General features: G+C 62.7%; 14 protein-coding genes. All 14 read left to right on the top strand.

Features of this window, described 5'->3' with window-relative positions; genetic code table 11:
* Positions 1-266 precede the first annotated feature (266 nt).
* Entirely contained in the window at positions 267-764 is a 498-nt protein-coding gene (locus tag AC1DVM_RS14200) for a division/cell wall cluster transcriptional repressor MraZ (protein WP_477255166.1), read from the top strand.
* A complete protein-coding gene (gene rsmH / locus AC1DVM_RS14195; RefSeq protein ID WP_477255164.1) occupies positions 761-1,810 on the top strand; it encodes a 16S rRNA (cytosine(1402)-N(4))-methyltransferase RsmH in 1,050 nt (349 codons plus the stop codon). The genes AC1DVM_RS14200 and rsmH overlap by 4 nt, the downstream gene beginning before the upstream one ends.
* The gene (gene ftsL, locus AC1DVM_RS14190) at positions 1,807-2,202 is read left to right on the top strand and encodes a cell division protein FtsL (RefSeq protein ID WP_477255162.1); all 396 of its coding nucleotides are present in this window, start codon (positions 1,807-1,809) and stop codon (positions 2,200-2,202) included. Before rsmH ends, ftsL begins: the two co-directional genes overlap by 4 nt.
* Positions 2,202-3,971 carry a peptidoglycan D,D-transpeptidase FtsI family protein gene (locus tag AC1DVM_RS14185; protein ID WP_477255160.1) on the top strand — a complete coding sequence of 590 codons (1,770 nt, stop codon included), beginning with the start codon at positions 2,202-2,204 and terminating at the stop codon, positions 3,969-3,971. Before ftsL ends, AC1DVM_RS14185 begins: the two co-directional genes overlap by 1 nt.
* Positions 3,971-5,428, top strand: coding sequence for a UDP-N-acetylmuramoyl-L-alanyl-D-glutamate--2,6-diaminopimelate ligase (locus tag AC1DVM_RS14180; protein ID WP_477255158.1), 1,458 nt, complete (start codon positions 3,971-3,973; stop codon positions 5,426-5,428). Before AC1DVM_RS14185 ends, AC1DVM_RS14180 begins: the two co-directional genes overlap by 1 nt.
* Complete coding sequence (locus AC1DVM_RS14175) at positions 5,425-6,858, top strand: UDP-N-acetylmuramoylalanyl-D-glutamyl-2,6-diaminopimelate--D-alanyl-D-alanine ligase (protein WP_477255156.1); 1,434 nt, start codon at positions 5,425-5,427, stop codon at positions 6,856-6,858. Before AC1DVM_RS14180 ends, AC1DVM_RS14175 begins: the two co-directional genes overlap by 4 nt.
* A gap of 3 nt (positions 6,859-6,861) precedes the next feature.
* Positions 6,862-7,947, top strand: coding sequence for a phospho-N-acetylmuramoyl-pentapeptide-transferase (mraY, locus tag AC1DVM_RS14170; RefSeq protein ID WP_477255154.1), 1,086 nt, complete (start codon positions 6,862-6,864; stop codon positions 7,945-7,947).
* A gap of 4 nt (positions 7,948-7,951) precedes the next feature.
* Positions 7,952-9,334 carry a UDP-N-acetylmuramoyl-L-alanine--D-glutamate ligase gene (gene murD / locus AC1DVM_RS14165; protein ID WP_477255152.1) on the top strand — a complete coding sequence of 461 codons (1,383 nt, stop codon included), beginning with the start codon at positions 7,952-7,954 and terminating at the stop codon, positions 9,332-9,334.
* Positions 9,335-9,339: 5 nt separating this feature from the next.
* The gene (locus AC1DVM_RS14160) at positions 9,340-10,485 is read left to right on the top strand and encodes an FtsW/RodA/SpoVE family cell cycle protein (RefSeq protein WP_477255150.1); all 1,146 of its coding nucleotides are present in this window, start codon (positions 9,340-9,342) and stop codon (positions 10,483-10,485) included.
* Positions 10,482-11,597 (top strand): undecaprenyldiphospho-muramoylpentapeptide beta-N-acetylglucosaminyltransferase, encoded by a 1,116-nt coding sequence (gene murG / locus AC1DVM_RS14155; RefSeq protein WP_477255148.1) that lies wholly within the window; start codon positions 10,482-10,484, stop codon positions 11,595-11,597. Before AC1DVM_RS14160 ends, murG begins: the two co-directional genes overlap by 4 nt.
* Positions 11,594-13,009, top strand: coding sequence for a UDP-N-acetylmuramate--L-alanine ligase (gene murC, locus AC1DVM_RS14150; protein ID WP_477255146.1), 1,416 nt, complete (start codon positions 11,594-11,596; stop codon positions 13,007-13,009). Before murG ends, murC begins: the two co-directional genes overlap by 4 nt.
* On the top strand, positions 13,009-13,929 hold the full coding sequence (gene murB / locus AC1DVM_RS14145; protein WP_477255144.1) for a UDP-N-acetylmuramate dehydrogenase: 921 nt from the start codon (positions 13,009-13,011) through the stop codon (positions 13,927-13,929). Before murC ends, murB begins: the two co-directional genes overlap by 1 nt.
* A 50-nt stretch (positions 13,930-13,979) precedes the next feature.
* A complete protein-coding gene (locus AC1DVM_RS14140) occupies positions 13,980-14,903 on the top strand; it encodes a D-alanine--D-alanine ligase (RefSeq protein ID WP_477255142.1) in 924 nt (307 codons plus the stop codon).
* The coding region (locus tag AC1DVM_RS14135; RefSeq protein WP_477255140.1) for a cell division protein FtsQ/DivIB at positions 14,900-15,623 on the top strand (724 nt) is incomplete at its 3' end. The genes AC1DVM_RS14140 and AC1DVM_RS14135, both read left to right, overlap by 4 nt.

Below are 15,623 nucleotides of genomic sequence, written 5' to 3'. Positions count from 1 at the left end.
GCTGCTTACGGTTCATTAACCCTAAGCGACTCTCATGGGGACTGCTTGTCGAGAAGCATCCCGAACCGCCCAGCTCCGTTGACGCCCATAATATCCCATGTTATCCCAAATCATCCTGCGGACGGTGTTCTCTGAAGGGTGCGGCAGACGCTCACGCGTCGCCGTTCAGTTCCTTCAAGAAGATGCGTCCACGCCGACCGCGGGGAGCGGTGCGCCTGTCGTGCGTGCCGCAGGGCTGACAACCAGGAGTGCGCGAGCCGCGGCCCATGAATCGCTTCGTGTCCAATTTCACCAACAGGTTGGATTCGAAGGGCAGGGTCTCAATCCCCGCATCTTTCCGCGCCGTCCTGGCGCGGGATGGGTTCGAGGGGCTCTATGTGCACCCGGCGCTCGACGCCTCGGCGTTGGATGCAGGTGGCAATGTGCTTCTGAACGAGATCGACGCGTTCTTGTCGACGCTCTCACCCTATTCGGACGAACGGGACCAGCTCTCGACCGCCTTGTTCGGCACGAGCGAGATCCTGAAGGTAGATCCGGAAGGGCGTGTCATCCTGACCGAGTCAGTAAAAGTTCATGCCGAAATCGACGATGCCGTGACGTTCGTCGGGCTCGGTCACAAGTTTCAAATTTGGGAGCCAACGCGCTTCCGTGCGCACTTGGAGGAGGCGCGCACGAAGGTGCGGGAACTGAAAAAGGTTTTGGGATCCCGGATATTGGAGCCACGAACAATGCAGGAAATCTCACCAGGAGGTCGGGAGCGATGATGGGACGCGGCGACGGCCCAGGAGCCGGAGCCGCTGGCGGACCGAACCGTCATGTCCCCGTCCTCCTGGAAGAGGTTTGCGAAACGCTGGACGTCAAGCGTGGCGGCACTTTCATCGACGGTACCTTTGGCGCAGGCGGTTACACCCGCGCCATGCTTGATGCTAATCCCCGCAATGTGGTGATCGCCATCGATCGCGACCCGGACGCGATTGCCGGCGGAACCGCTCTCGTGGAGAAAGCCAAGCGCCGACTTTCACTGGTCGCAGGGCGTTTCGGCGATCTCGACACGATTGCACTATCCGCAGGGTATGATCACGTTGACGGCGTGGTGCTCGATATCGGTGTGTCGTCCATGCAGCTCGATGAGGCCGCGCGGGGCTTTTCGTTCCGCAACGACGGCCCTCTCGACATGCGCATGGAAAAGGACGGACCCAGTGCCGCCGACCTGATCAACGAATCCACCGAAGCCGAACTGGCTGACATTTTCTACCATTACGGTGAGGAGCGGCGCGCCCGTGCGGTTGCGCGCGCGGTCATCGAGGCGCGGCGCCGGCAACCGTTCGAGACGACAAAGCAATTGGCGGAGCTGGTGGCCTCTCTGATCTGGCAGGAGCCCGGCGGAATCCATCCGGCCACGCGCGTGTTTCAGGGGCTGCGGATCGCCGTCAACGATGAACTCGGCGAGCTTGTACGAGCATTGCACGCAGCCGAGCGCATTCTCCATCCCGGCGGACGCCTCGTTGTCGTGACGTTCCATTCTCTCGAGGACCGGATCGTGAAGCAGTTTTTCGCAGCGCGAACCGGTCGCGCGCCTGGCGGCTCGCGTCATATGCCGACGACGTCTCTTGCCGCGCCGACCTTCAACGCGATCACGCGGGGTCCGATCGTCGCCAGCGACCTTGAAATTTCCCGCAACCCGCGTGCTCGATCGGCGAAGCTTCGCGCGGGGTCTCGGACGGACGCGCGAGCGCAAGAGCCGCTCAGTGCCATCACCATGCTGGCGGAACTTCCGCAGACGGCCGAAAAACGGGGAGGGCGCCGGTGAAACGGTTGCTGCATTTCATCGCCATCACGGCGCTTATCGCCTCTGCGGGCTATGCATATTCGATCAAGTACGAGACGCTGTTCTATGTCGAGCAGGTTGCGAAGCTGAAATCGAAAGTGCAACGCGAACGCGATGCCATCGCCGTGCTGCAGGCGGAATGGCAATATCTCGACCGGCCCGATCGATTGCAGGCGGCCGCCGACCAGCACCTGGATCTCCAACCGCTGAAGATCCAGCAGCTTGCTCGGCTGTCGGATCTCCCCAACAGGCCGAGCCGTGAGGACGAGATCGGCCGGAAGCTCGAAGCGCTCGGGCTGCTTGAACCGACCGCAACGCCGAAAGACAAGACGAGCGACGCCCGCACCCCGACGACGCAAACTCCCAAACGGTAATGCCCTTGACCCCAGAACCCGAAAACGATCTGACAGGGACGAAGACAGCACGACGCCGTGGTGTCCTCGGGCTCGTGCGCGAGCTTTTTCGCATGCGTGTCGACAAGAGCACCGCACGGGTGGGGCTCGCGGCTGTCTGCTTCTCCGGCCTCTTCTGCGTCATCGCGGGACGGCTGATCTATCTTGCGGTCACGAGCGATACATCGAGCGAGATGCGCCGCGTGACCTCCTCGGAAATCTCAGCCGCCCGTCCGGATATCGTTGATCGGAACGGGGAGATTCTCGCGACGGACGTCAAGATGGTCTCGGTCTTCGCCGAACCCCGCAACATCATCGACAAGGACGAGGCCGTCGAATTGCTGACGGCGGTGCTGCCGGACGTCGACGCATCGGATCTGCGCAACAAGCTCGGCACCAAGAAAGGCTTCGTCTGGGTCAAGCGCGAAATCACCCCGCGTCAGCAGGCCGAAGTTCATCGTCTCGGCATTCCCGGCGTCGGCTTTCTTCCCGAGAACAAACGCATCTATCCAAACGCCGAAGCGGCGGCCCATGTCCTCGGCTTCGCCAATGTCGACAATGTGGGCATTGCGGGGATCGAGAAATATATCGACAGCCAAGGGCTTCAGGATCTCAACGGCGCCGGCTTCAACATCACCTCGGCGGATCTGAAGCCAATTGAACTTTCCATCGATCTGCGCGTTCAACACGCGCTTCGCGATGAGCTCCAGAAAGGCATGGCGAAGTTCAAGGCCAAGGCCGTGGCTGGCGCCATCATGGATGTGAACACCGGTGAAATGATCGCACTGGTGTCCCTGCCCGATTACGACCCGAACAATCCTGTCGACGCCCTCGCGGACGACAGGATCAACCGAATCAATGTCGGCGTCTTCGAGATGGGCTCGACTTTCAAGGCGCTCACGACCGCGATGGCACTCGATTCGGGCAAGTTCAACATCAACTCCTCCCTCGATGCTCGCGCCGGTCTGCGTTATGGCAAGTTCACGATCGGTGACTATCACGCGACGCACCGGGTGCTCACCGTCCCGGAGGTCTTCATTCACTCGTCGAATATCGGCACGGCTCGCATGGCGCTCGGCATTGGCGTCGAGGGGCACAAGGCCTTCTTGCGCAAGATGGGTCAATTGACCAGGCTGACCACCGAGTTGCCGGAAAATGCCGAGCCGATCGTCCCGGGCCGCTGGGGAGAGCTCAACACCGTCACCATCGCGTTCGGCCACGGGCTCGCGGTGGCGCCGCTTCAGGCTTTGATGGCGGTGGGCGCGCTCACGAACGGGGGCAATCTCATCAAGCCCACGTTCCTCAAGCGCGATGCCGCCACAGCACTTGCGACTGCGACGCCGGTCATCAAGCCGGAAACGAGCGAAGCAATGCGCTACGTGCTGCGACTGAATGCATCGAACCCGGCGGGGTCTGCGTCGGCCGTCGCGGTGGCAGGGTTCTTCGTGGGTGGCAAAACCGGCACCGCTGAGAAGGTGATTCACGGCCGTTATTCCAAGAACAAGAATCTTACGACATTCACAGCCGTTCTGCCCGCCGACAAGCCCAAATACGTGTTCCTGACCATCATGGATGAGCCGCAAGCTATCACCGGCACCTACGGGTTCTCGACGGCCGGATGGAACGCCGGCCCGGTCACCGGCGACGTGATCGAGCGAGTTGCTCCTTTGCTGGGCGTTCCGCCGCGCTTCGATCCTCCCGCCCAGCCGTTCCCACTCATGTCTCGCCTTGGCGCATGGGGCACGCGCTGATGTCCGGTCCATCGATCACATTGGCCGAATTGATTCCGGAGGCGCGCGACAGTCTTCAGGGGAGGGTGGCAGTATCGGGCATCACTTCGGACAGCCGAAACGTGTCGCCCGGTTCGGTATTCTTCGCCGTTCCCGGCGTGAAAGCCGACGGCATGGCCTTCGCGTCACAGGCGGTCGCCGCCGGCGCAATTGCCGTTGTTGGCGAAGCCGAAGCTCGCGGGGACCTCCCGTACATTCGCGTGCCGGACGTGCGTCGTTCGCTGGCCTTTGCCGCCGCGCGTTACTATCCGCGGCAGCCCGCCACGATCGTGGCCGTAACGGGGACCAGCGGCAAGAGTTCGGTGGCCGATTTCGTGCGTCAGTTATTTGCTTTTCTGGGCCACAGATCAGCAAGTCTCGGTACGCTGGGAGTCATCACGTCGGATGGCAACGCTTATGGTTCGCTGACGACGCCGGATCCTGTYTCGCTTCACGCGACGCTCGACCGTCTTGCGCTGGAGGGTGTCACCCATCTGGCCATGGAAGCGTCTTCGCACGGAATCGACCAGCGTCGCCTCGACGCAGTTCGGCTGCGCGCGGCAGGGTTCACCAATTTGGGGCGGGATCATCTCGATTATCACGGCAACACCGAATCCTACGCCGCCGCGAAGCTGCGCCTCTTCGACACGCTGCTGCCAAGTAACGCTCCGGCTATCGTCAATGCCGACGGGCCCTATGCGGATGTCTTTCGCGACGGAATTCGCCGACGTGGACTGACCCTGCTGACAACCGGCAGCCAGGGCGAGATGCTGAAATTGATCGAGGCACGTCCGGTTGGATTTGGACAGGAATTGAAGGTCGAAGCATTCGGACAGGTGTACGAGACGAGCCTTCCGCTCCTGGGCACCTTTCAGGTCGAGAACGCGCTGCTCGCGGCGGGCCTCGTGCTGGCGGTCGAAGGAGAAGGTCAGGCGCAGAACGTTCTGAAGGGTTTGTCCGGCCTCAAAGGTGTCGCGGGGCGGCTTGAAACCGTCGGCGAAGTCAACGGAGCCTTGTGCATCGTCGATTATGCTCACAAGCCAGACGCGCTGGCGCACGTGCTCGACGCACTGCGTCCTTTCACGCGCGGAAACCTGGTTTGTGTCTTTGGTTGCGGCGGCGATCGCGATCGCGGAAAGCGTCCTTTGATGGGTCGCATCGCTGCCGACAAAGCCGATATCGTGATCGTGACGGATGATAACCCGCGTTCCGAAGATCCGGCAGCCATTCGCGCTGAAATCATGCAGGCGGCGCCCCGCGCAGCCGAGATCGCAGACCGCGCGCTCGCGATCAGAACGGCGGTGAAGCAGCTAAAGTCCGGGGACGTGCTGGTCGTAGCTGGAAAAGGACACGAAACCGGCCAGATCATCGGCGAGCGCACCCTGCCATTCTCGGACCACGATGAATTGTGGTCGGCTATCGGGGAGAGCCGGCGATGAGTGAACCCCTCTGGAGACGCGCTGAAATCGAGGCAGCGATCGAGGGCGCGGTCGGAGCAGGTGTGCCGGGTGCGTCAGGCGCGTCCATCGATACCCGCACGCTCGCGCCCGGTGATCTCTATTTCGCCATCAAGGGCGATGTGCATGACGGACACGATTTCGTCGGTTCTGCTCTCGACAAGGGTGCGGCTGCCGCCATCGTCTCGGCGGAAAAGGCATCGTCTTTCGCAGGGAGCGACCGGCTCATCGTGGTGCCGGACGTCCTCGAGGCGATGCGCCAGCTGGGGATCGCGGCCCGTGCGCGCAGCCACGCCAAGATTGTTGCGATTACTGGCTCGGTGGGCAAGACCGGCACCAAGGAAGCGATGCGCATCGCGCTGTCGCAGCAGGGCCGCACCCACGCATCGGTGGCCTCCTACAACAATCATTGGGGCGTGCCGCTGACACTCGCGCGGCTACCCCGCGAGGCCGAGTTCGGGATCTTCGAAATCGGCATGAACCACGCGCACGAGATCCTGCCGCTGACCGCGATGGTGCGCCCGCATGTGGCTGTCGTCACCACGATCGAGCCGGTTCACATCGAATTCTTCCCATCCATGTGGGGCATTGCAGACGCCAAGGGCGAGATCTTCAGTGGATTGCAGCCGGGCGGAACCGCCGTGCTCAATCGCGACAGCATCTATTTCGAGCGCCTCCGTACACACGCGCTCGCGTCGGCGGCGGGCCGGGTCGTCACATTCGGCGAGCATGCGCAAGCCGACATTCGGGCCGAACGGATACTGGTGACGCCCGATGGTTCGGCGGTCGAAGCGATGATCTACGGTTGTCCGCTCTCATATCGGATCGGCACGGCCGGACGTCACATCGCGTTGAATTCTCTCAGCGTCCTTGCAACCGTTCACGCGCTGGGCGCCGACGTTGTCCGCGCGGCGCGCGCGTTCGGAGATCTGAAGCCGCCGGTCGGGCGCGGTGAGCGCACCATGCTGTCCATGGGTGAGGGAGAGGTGCTGCTGATCGACGAGAGTTACAACGCGAATCCGGCATCGGTGCGTGCAGCGCTCTCGAACCTGGGCGCGGTTGAACTGGGTCGGCAGGGGCGCCGGATCGCGGTCTTGGGCGATATGAAGGAACTCGGCCATGAAGGCCCGGGCCTGCATGAGGCGCTCGCGTCCGAGGTCGAAAAGAACAAGATCGACCTGGTTTTCACCGCGGGTCCTCTCATGACGAACCTCGTCTCACGCTTGCCGAATACGATGGTGGCCGCCCATGCGGATTCCTCGGCAGAACTCATCGAGGCCGTGTGCGAGACGTTGCGCCCCGGCGACGCCGTGATGGTGAAAGGGTCGCTCAGCATGAAGATGGCGCTCATCGTCAAGGCACTCAAAGAACGTTACGGCGCGGGCGTTCTGGCCGCTGCGCTGAAAGGATAGACGATGTTGACCTGGTTGGCTGAACTCAGCCCCTATTTCAGCCCCTTGAATATCTTCCGGTACATCACGTTCCGGACCGGCGGCGCCACGGCGACGGGGATCCTGTTCGTATTTCTATTCGGTCCCTGGACCATTTCGATGCTGCGCCTGAAACAAGGGAAGGGCCAACCCATTCGGGAAGACGGTCCGGCGTCGCACCTGCTCACCAAGCGCGGCACGCCCACCATGGGCGGTCTGATGATCCTCGCGGGCGTTCTCGTGTCGACATTGCTTTGGGCAAACCTCGCCAACCACTATGTCTGGATCGTCGTCCTCGTGACCGTCGGCTTTGGCGCGATCGGGTTTTACGACGACTACCTCAAGGTCACGAAGCAATCGCATAAGGGCTTTTCCGGTCGCTCGCGACTGGCGCTCGAAGCTTTGATCGCCGCCTCGGCATGCATTGCGATCTCCTACCTCGGCACACCTGGCCTTGCCAACAAGCTCGCGCTTCCCTTTTCCAAAGATCTGATCTTCAACCTCGGCTGGTTTTATATCGTCTTCGGCGCATTCGTCATCGTGGGCGCCGGCAACGCGGTCAACATCACAGACGGACTCGATGGCCTGGCGATCGTGCCGGTGATGATCGCAGCCGGCACCTTCGGCTTCATCGCCTATCTGGCGGGTAACGCCGTCTTTGCGAATTACCTGCAGATCCATTTCGTCCCGGGAACCGGCGAGCTGGCGGTGATTTGCGGAGCGCTGATGGGCGCGGGCCTCGGCTTCCTCTGGTTCAACGCGCCGCCTGCGCAGATTTTCATGGGTGACACCGGCTCACTCGCGCTCGGTGGTCTGCTGGGCACCATCGCGGTCGCGGCCAAGCACGAAGTGGTGCTGGCGATCGTCGGCGGCCTGTTCGTGTTGGAAATCTTCTCGGTGATCATCCAGGTGACGTCGTTCAAACTCACCGGAAAGCGCGTTTTCCGGATGGCGCCCATCCACCACCATTTCGAGCAACTCGGCTGGACCGAGCCGCAGGTGGTCATCCGCTTCTGGATTGTCTCCGTCGTGCTGGCCCTGATCGGGCTTGCAACCCTGAAGCTGCGGTAAAGCCATGACGCCTGTCACCACATTTGCGGGCCAGACGGTCGCGCTCTTCGGGCTGGGCGGCTCGGGGCTGGCGACTGCGCTCGCCTTGCAGATGGGTGGCGCCCACGTGGTGGYGTGCGACGACAACCCGGCCAAGAATGCCGAAGCGCAGGCAAAGGGCATCGAGACGGCCGATCTCAGGACGGCCGATTGGTCGCGCTTCACGAGCTTCGTGCTGTCGCCCGGCGTCCCGCTGACGCATCCGCGGCCGCATTGGTCGGTGCCGTTGGCGCGTGCCGCCGGCGTTGAGATCATCGGAGATATCGAGTTGTTCTGCCGGGAGCGCGCGAAGATCGCGCCGGCCGCACCTTTCATTGCCATCACGGGCACGAACGGCAAGTCGACCACCACCGCCCTCGTCGCGCATATCCTTCGCGAGGCCGGCCTCGACGTGCAGATGGGCGGCAATATCGGCACCGCGATCCTGTCGCTCGAACCTCCATCGGATGACCGTATTCACGTCATCGAATGTTCGTCCTTCCAGATCGATCTGGCACCCTCACTGGCGCCGAGTGTCGGCGTGCTGCTCAACATCTCGCCGGATCATCTCGACCGGCATGGCACGATGGACAGATATGCCGCCATCAAGGAGCGGCTGATCGCGCGAGCCGACAAGATCGTGATCGGTGTCGACGACGAATTGTCGCGCGCCGTTGCGGCCCGCCTCAGGGGCAACATCCTGCGGGTCGGCCTGACGGATCATGAGATTGGAAGCGTGTACGCGGAGACACATCGCGTCTTCGCCAATCGCGACGGCCGGAAGGTTCAGATCGCTGACCTCGCGGGTGTCGCATCTCTCAGGGGCGACCATAACGCCCAGAATGCCGCGGCAGCGGTCGCCATTGCGCTCTACTGCGACATCGACCGAGACACGATCGCGCATGGCCTGCGCAGCTTCCCGGGCCTCGCCCACCGGATGGAAGAGATCGGCCGTCGCGGCGACGCGCTGTTCATCAACGATTCGAAGGCCACCAACGCGGATTCGACTGAAAAGGCGTTGAAATCCTTCGACGACATTTTCTGGATATTGGGTGGCAAGGCGAAGGAGGGCGGCATTACATCGCTCACGCCGTATTTCCCCAAGGTCCGGAAGGCATATCTGGTCGGCGAAGCGTCCGACGAATTCGCGCAGACGCTTGGCAATGCGGTGCCGCACGTTGCCTGCAGCACCCTTGATCGCGCTGTTGAGGAAGCCGCACGGGATGTCGAGGGCGAACACCGTGCGGTTGTGCTGCTGTCTCCAGCCAGCGCTTCCTACGATCATTATCCGAATTTCGAGGTTCGCGGAAATCACTTCCGTGAATTGGTCAAAGCCTTGCCGGGATTTCAACCGGYGACGGGAGCTTAAGAGCCATGGTGTCACGCGCGGAACGCTCGGCATTCAGTGATTGGTGGTGGACCGTCGACCGGTCGCTTCTGGCAGCCCTCGCCATTCTGGCCCTGGCAGGCCTCGTGTTTCTGATGGCCGGCGGTCCTCCCGTCGCCGAGCGGCTGGGCTTGTCGACGTTCCATTTCGTGAACCGTCAGGTCATGTTCCTGATGCCGGCGCTCGCAATTCTTCTGTCCGTGTCGTTCCTCTCGCTTCGGCACCTGCGCCGCCTCGCCTTGGCGGTCTATTTTATCGGAATGATCTTCATTCTGCTGGCCTTTCAGTATGGCCCCGAGATCAAGGGCGCGCACCGCTGGATGATGATCGGCCCGCTCGGCATTCAGCCGTCGGAATTCGTCAAGCCGGCCTTCGTGATTCTCGCGGCGTGGGCATTCTCCGAGGGCGGGCGTCGAAAGGACATGCCGGGCGCGCTGCTGGGTTTTCTCATCCTTCCTGCAACCATCATCCCGCTGATCCTCCAACCGGATTTCGGCCAGACGATGCTGGTGACCGTAGTGTGGTGCGGCTTGTTCTTCATTGCAGGCCTGCACTGGTTCTGGGTGATGGGCCTTGGCGGCGCGGGACTCATCGGCATCGTCGCGGCCTACGAATTCCTGCCGCACGTGCGGGCGCGGTTCGAGCGCTTCATGGACAAATCCTCCGGCGATACGTTCCAGGTCGACACAGCCATGGAATCGTTCTCCCGCGGTGGGTGGCTTGGGCGCGGTCCGGGTGAGGGAACGGTGAAGCGCATCCTGCCGGACGCGCATACCGATTTCATCTTCGCCGTCACGGCGGAAGAATTCGGTATTGTCGTGTGCATGATCCTGCTGCTGCTTTTCGCCTTCATCGTCCTGCGCGGGCTCTCCCTCGCTCGCCGGAGCGAGGACACGTTCTGCCGCCTCGCCGCGACCGGCATCGTGTTCATGTTCGGGCTGCAGGCTTGCATCAACATGATGGTGAACGTGCATCTGATGCCCGCCAAGGGCATGACGCTCCCGTTTATCTCCTACGGCGGTTCTTCGCTCCTCTCGCTCGCGCTCGCGATGGGCTTCTTGATCGCGCTCACGCGCCGCCGGCCCCGGGCCGAGATGATGGATTCCTTCAATCAGGATTGGTCGCGCCGATGATCCTACCCGTGATCGTCCTGACCGCGGGAGGAACGGGAGGGCATCTTTTCCCCGCCGAAGCATTGGCCACGGCGTTGAAGGAGGCGGGCGCGCGCGTGGTATTGATGACCGACGAGCGTGCCAATGCCTATTCGGCATCTTTTCCCGCAGACGAGATCATCGAAATTTCCTCCGGGACCCCGTCGGGGCGATCCATCCCGCAGATGGCCAAGGCGGCGCTTCGGCTCGGAGGCGGGACCTTGAGGGCAGTCGGGGCCTTGCGTCGGCTGAAGCCTGCGGTCGTCGTGGGTTTCGGTGGTTACCCGACCGTGCCTCCTGTGATCGCAGCGTCGCTCCTCGGCATTCCGAGCCTGCTCCATGAGGCGAACGGCGTCATGGGGCGGGCAAACCGCTTTCTGGCTCGCCGCGCGGCGGTCATTGCGACGGGCTTCGCCGACACCAGGGGGATTCCGGCCGGAATTTCCGGCAGCGTCGTGCAAACCGGAAATCCGATCCGGCCCTCGGTGCGCGATGCGGCTCAGATTGCCTACGGGCCTCCCGGCGCGGGCGAACGTTTCAACTTGCTGGTGACCGGCGGCAGCCAGGGCGCGCGGGTGATGAGCGACGTGGTGCCTCCGGCGATCGAATTGCTGCCATCGGCACTGCGCGCCCGGCTCATGGTGGTGCAACAGGCGAGGGGCGAGGATCTGGAGCGAGTGCGCGCTGCCTACGCGCGCCTCGGCCTCGCTTTCGAAGCCGAGCCGTTCTTCAAGGATCTGCCGCGCCGTATCGCGGATGCCCATCTGGTGATTGCCCGTTCGGGCGCCTCCACCATCGCTGAGCTTGCCGTGATCGGCAGACCGTCGATCCTGGTGCCGCTCCCGGGGGCCATCGACCAGGATCAGGCTGCGAACGCGAAGGTTCTGGGTGACATCGGGGCGGCCATCGTTATTCCACAAGTGGGGTTTACTCCCGAGCGTCTCTCCGCAGAGCTTCGCAAGGCGCTCGAAACGCCCGAGCACTTGACCAAGGCCGCTCAGGCTGCACATAGCGCCAGTATCACTGACGCGGCGGATCGTCTTGCCCGGGCGGTCCTCCAACTGGCCTCACATCAAAACGGAAAAAATTCATGAAATTGCCGCCGAAGCTTGGACCCATTCATTTTATCGGTATCGGCGGCATCGGCATGTCGGGCATCGCCGAGGTCATGCATAACCTTGGCTATACGGTGCAGGGTTCCGACGCATCCGACAATTACAACGTGAAGCGACTTGCCGATAAGGGCATCAAGACCTTCATCGGCCACAAGGCCGAGAATGTCGAAGACGCCGAGATCGTCGTCGTGTCGACGGCGATCAAGCGCGACAACCCCGAATTGTCGATGGCCCGCGAGAAGCGTCTGCCGGTGGTTCGCCGGGCCGAGATGCTCGCGGAGCTCATGCGCTTCAAATCCTGCGTCGCCGTCGCCGGCACCCACGGCAAGACCACCACGACGTCGCTTGTGGCGACCCTGCTCGATGCGGGCGGGCTCGATCCGACGGTGATCAATGGCGGCATCATCAACGCCTACGGCACGAATGCCCGTATGGGCGAGGGCCAGTGGATGGTGGTCGAGGCGGACGAATCCGACGGAACGTTTCTGAAGCTTCCGGCCGACGTCGCCATCGTCACGAACATCGATGCCGAGCATCTGGACCATTTCGGCACATTCGATGCCATCAAGGAAGCATTTCGTCGCTTCATCGACTCGATTCCCTTCTACGGCTTCGCGGTCATGTGCATCGATCATCCAACGGTGCAGGACCTCGTGGGCCATATCGAGGATCGCCGCATCATCACCTATGGCGAGAATCCGCAGGCCGATGTTCGCCTCATGGACGTCGACACGCGCGATGGACAAAGCCGTTTTCGCGTGATGATTCGCGACCGGCGCCCCGGTTTGAGGATCGAGCTTGAAGATCTCGTCATGCCGATGCCGGGCGCGCATAACGCGCTCAATGCAACGGCGGCCATCGCGGTGGCTCACGAGCTGGGCGTCTCGGTCGACGCGATCCGCAAGGCGCTCGCCGGTTTCGGCGGCGTAAAGAGGCGTTTCACGCGAACCGGTGCGTGGAATGGCGTGACCATTTTCGACGATTACGGACACCATCCCATCGAGATCGCCGCCACATTGAAGGCGGCGCGCGCTTCGACCAGCGGGAAGGTCATCGCAGTGGTGCAGCCGCACCGCTATACCCGGCTTTCCTCTCTCTTCGAGCAATTCTGCACCTGCTTCAACGATGCCGATGCGGTGATCGTGGCGCCGGTCTATGCAGCGGGCGAGCAACCCATTCCAGGCGCCGAGCGCGACGATCTCGTCACGGGCCTCAAATCCCGCGGCCATCGCAATGCGATGGCGCTCGAGAAATCGGAAGATCTGGCGGGCCTCGTCAAGGGTCTCGCCCAGCCGGGCGATTATGTGATCTGCCTGGGCGCCGGCAATATCACCCAGTGGGCCTATGCGTTGCCGGGAGAGCTCGAAGCGTTGTCCGAGAAGGCTGCCTGATGTTTCCGGATATGACCGGTTCTCTCAGATCGGCGATGCCGGAGTTGCGCGGCAAGCTGGAGGCGAACGCGCCGACAGCGCCGCTGTCGTGGTTTCGCACCGGCGGTCCGGCACAGGTGCTGTACACGCCGGCGGATGTCGACGACCTGGCGTATTTCCTGCGCCAGCTCGATTCGGACACGCCCCTGCTTGTCGTCGGGCTCGGATCAAACCTGCTCATTCGCGACGGTGGTTTCCCCGGAATCGTCATTCGCCTGGGCAAGTCGTTCTCGGATATTTCGATCCTTCCGGATCATCGCGTACGAGCCGGCGCAGGCGCGCCGGATGTGAAAGTGGCACGGGCCGCTGCCGAAGCGGGAATAGCGGGCCTGTCGTTTCTGCGTGGAATTCCCGGTACGATCGGTGGCGCGCTGCGGATGAACGGCGGTGCCTACGGCGGCGAGACGAAGGATGTCCTCGTTGAGGCCACGGGCGTGTCGCGCCGCGGCGAGTGCGTGACCTACACCAATCGGCAGATGGAGTTCACCTATCGCCACACCGGCGTTCCCGAGGACGTAATTTTCATCGAAGCGCTCTTTCAGGGGCAACCTGGAGATCCCCAGACGATCCTTGCGGAGATGAATGCGATCACCGAGGCGCGCTCTGCAACCCAACCGGTCAATACCCGCACGGGCGGCTCGACCTTCCAGAACCCGCCGGGGCAGAAGGCCTGGAAGCTGGTCGACGATGCGGGCTGCCGGGGGCTGCGCATCGGAGACGCACAGGTGTCGGAAATGCATTGCAACTTCCTCATCAACCATGGGGCGGCAAGCGCGGCCGACATCGAAAATCTGGGCGAAGAAGTTCGGCGCCGCGTGCGCGAGACATCGGGCGTCACGCTCGATTGGGAAATCAAACGCGTGGGTCGGGCGCTCGCCTGATTCGAATCAAATTGAGCCCGCGGTCGCGCGTCGGGGAGTGGGAGCCTAACATGAGCAAGCACGTGGCCGTTCTTCTGGGCGGGTGGTCGGCAGAGCGGGAGGTCAGCCTCTCGACGGGCCGGGCCTGCTGCAAGGCTCTGGAAGAACAAGGTTATCGGGTGACGCCTATCGACGTTCAGCCCGATATCGCCACCGTGGTACAGGCGACGGCTCCCGATGTGGTGTTCAACGCCCTCCATGGTCGGGTGGGCGAAGATGGCACCATCCAGGGCCTGCTTGAACTCCTGCGCATCCCCTACACGCATTCGGGGGTCCTGGCCTCGGCACTCGCCATGCAGAAGGACAAGGCCAAGATAATTATGGCCGCCGCCGGGGTGCCGGTGCCCAACGGGATCGTCGTTAACCGTTTGGACGCGGCGAAGAGCCACGTCCTGCCCACGCCTTATGTGGTCAAACCCGTCGATGAAGGGTCGTCCGTCGGCGTGATCATCGTCCGCGAGGATCGCTCCCACCCGCCCCAGGAACTGCTCCGTGAGGACTGGGCCTTCGGCGAGAAAGTCCTTGTCGAATCATATGTTGCGGGCCGCGAGCTGACCTGCGCGGTGATGGGCGACAGGGCCCTTGGCGTCATCGATATCAGGCCCGCCACGGGGGTCTTTTACGATTATGACGCAAAGTACGCGAAGGGGGGCTCCATTCACGTGCTCCCGGCAGAAATTAAACCGAATATTTACCAAAAGGTCCAAGAGTTAGCGTTAACGGCGCATCAAGCGCTCGGCTGCCGCGGAATCAGTCGCGCTGACCTGAGATACGACGACACCCCCGGGGGCACCGGGGAACTCGTGGTCCTCGAGGTCAACACGCAACCCGGCATGACCGAGACGAGCTTGGTGCCAGAATTGGCAGCCCATGCGGGCTATACGTTTGGTGAGCTTGTACGATGGATGGTGGAGGACGCTACCTGCAACCGATGACGGCCCCTAGGGCCGGTGTCCCGGTTGCGCGCGTCCAAATCTACGAGGCTCCGCGTCGGCGCAATTTCAGTCTCCCGTTCGTCAGGTTCTTTTCTCAAACCCAGAGTGTGCGCCGCCGCTCCGCCGGCGTGCCGCTCGGACGTCGCATCCCCCGTCACACGGGATCGGCACTGACCTTTGGCTTCTTCGCAGCGGTCGTGACGGTCGGTCTCTGGCAGGGTGGCCACCTCGAGGACTTCATCCGCTCGCATGGCGAGCCGCACCATGCGGTCGCCCGACTCGCCGGACTCGGCCTCGAGCAGGTGACCGTCTCGGGTCTTTCGCAGATGCGTGAGAACGAGGTTCTGGCGGCTGGCGGCCTCGATTGGCGCGTCTCGCTCCCCTTTCTCGATGTGAACGAGGTGCGCGAGCGTCTCGAGCGGGTTCCGCTCGTCAGCAGCGCCTCGGTCCGCAAGCTTTATCCGAACGAGTTGGTCATCGGCCTGACCGAACGCGCACCCCACGCTCTGTGGCAGCTCAACGGCGAGTTGTTCATCATCGCAACGGACGGCACGGTGATCGATCTGATGCAGGACGAGCGCTTCATCGGCCTGCCGCTGGTGGTTGGCGACCGAGCCAATCTTCGCAACAACGACTACCTCAACATCCTCGAGGCCGCGGGCCCCCTCAAGAGCCGCATCCGTGCCGGGACGCTGGTGTCGGGACGCCGTTGGAACCTCA

The organism is Microvirga sp. P4_A5, assembly GCF_056402495.1.
Note: the sequence above shows the minus strand (reverse complement) of the source record. Positions and strands in the feature narration are given on the sequence as shown.

Excerpts from the sequence above, each read along its gene's own strand:
- AC1DVM_RS14200 (WP_477255166.1), top strand. The coding sequence starts at position 267 with ATGAATCGCTTCGTGTCCAATTTCACCAACAGGTTGGATTCGAAGGGC.
- rsmH (WP_477255164.1), top strand. The coding sequence starts at position 761 with ATGATGGGACGCGGCGACGGCCCAGGAGCCGGAGCCGCTGGCGGACCG.
- AC1DVM_RS14185 (WP_477255160.1), top strand. The coding sequence starts at position 2,202 with ATGCCCTTGACCCCAGAACCCGAAAACGATCTGACAGGGACGAAGACA.
- AC1DVM_RS14175 (WP_477255156.1), top strand. The coding sequence starts at position 5,425 with ATGAGTGAACCCCTCTGGAGACGCGCTGAAATCGAGGCAGCGATCGAG.
- mraY (WP_477255154.1), top strand. The coding sequence starts at position 6,862 with ATGTTGACCTGGTTGGCTGAACTCAGCCCCTATTTCAGCCCCTTGAAT.
- AC1DVM_RS14160 (WP_477255150.1), top strand. The coding sequence starts at position 9,340 with ATGGTGTCACGCGCGGAACGCTCGGCATTCAGTGATTGGTGGTGGACC.
- murG (WP_477255148.1), top strand. The coding sequence starts at position 10,482 with ATGATCCTACCCGTGATCGTCCTGACCGCGGGAGGAACGGGAGGGCAT.
- murC (WP_477255146.1), top strand. The coding sequence starts at position 11,594 with ATGAAATTGCCGCCGAAGCTTGGACCCATTCATTTTATCGGTATCGGC.
- murB (WP_477255144.1), top strand. The coding sequence starts at position 13,009 with ATGTTTCCGGATATGACCGGTTCTCTCAGATCGGCGATGCCGGAGTTG.
- AC1DVM_RS14140 (WP_477255142.1), top strand. The coding sequence starts at position 13,980 with ATGAGCAAGCACGTGGCCGTTCTTCTGGGCGGGTGGTCGGCAGAGCGG.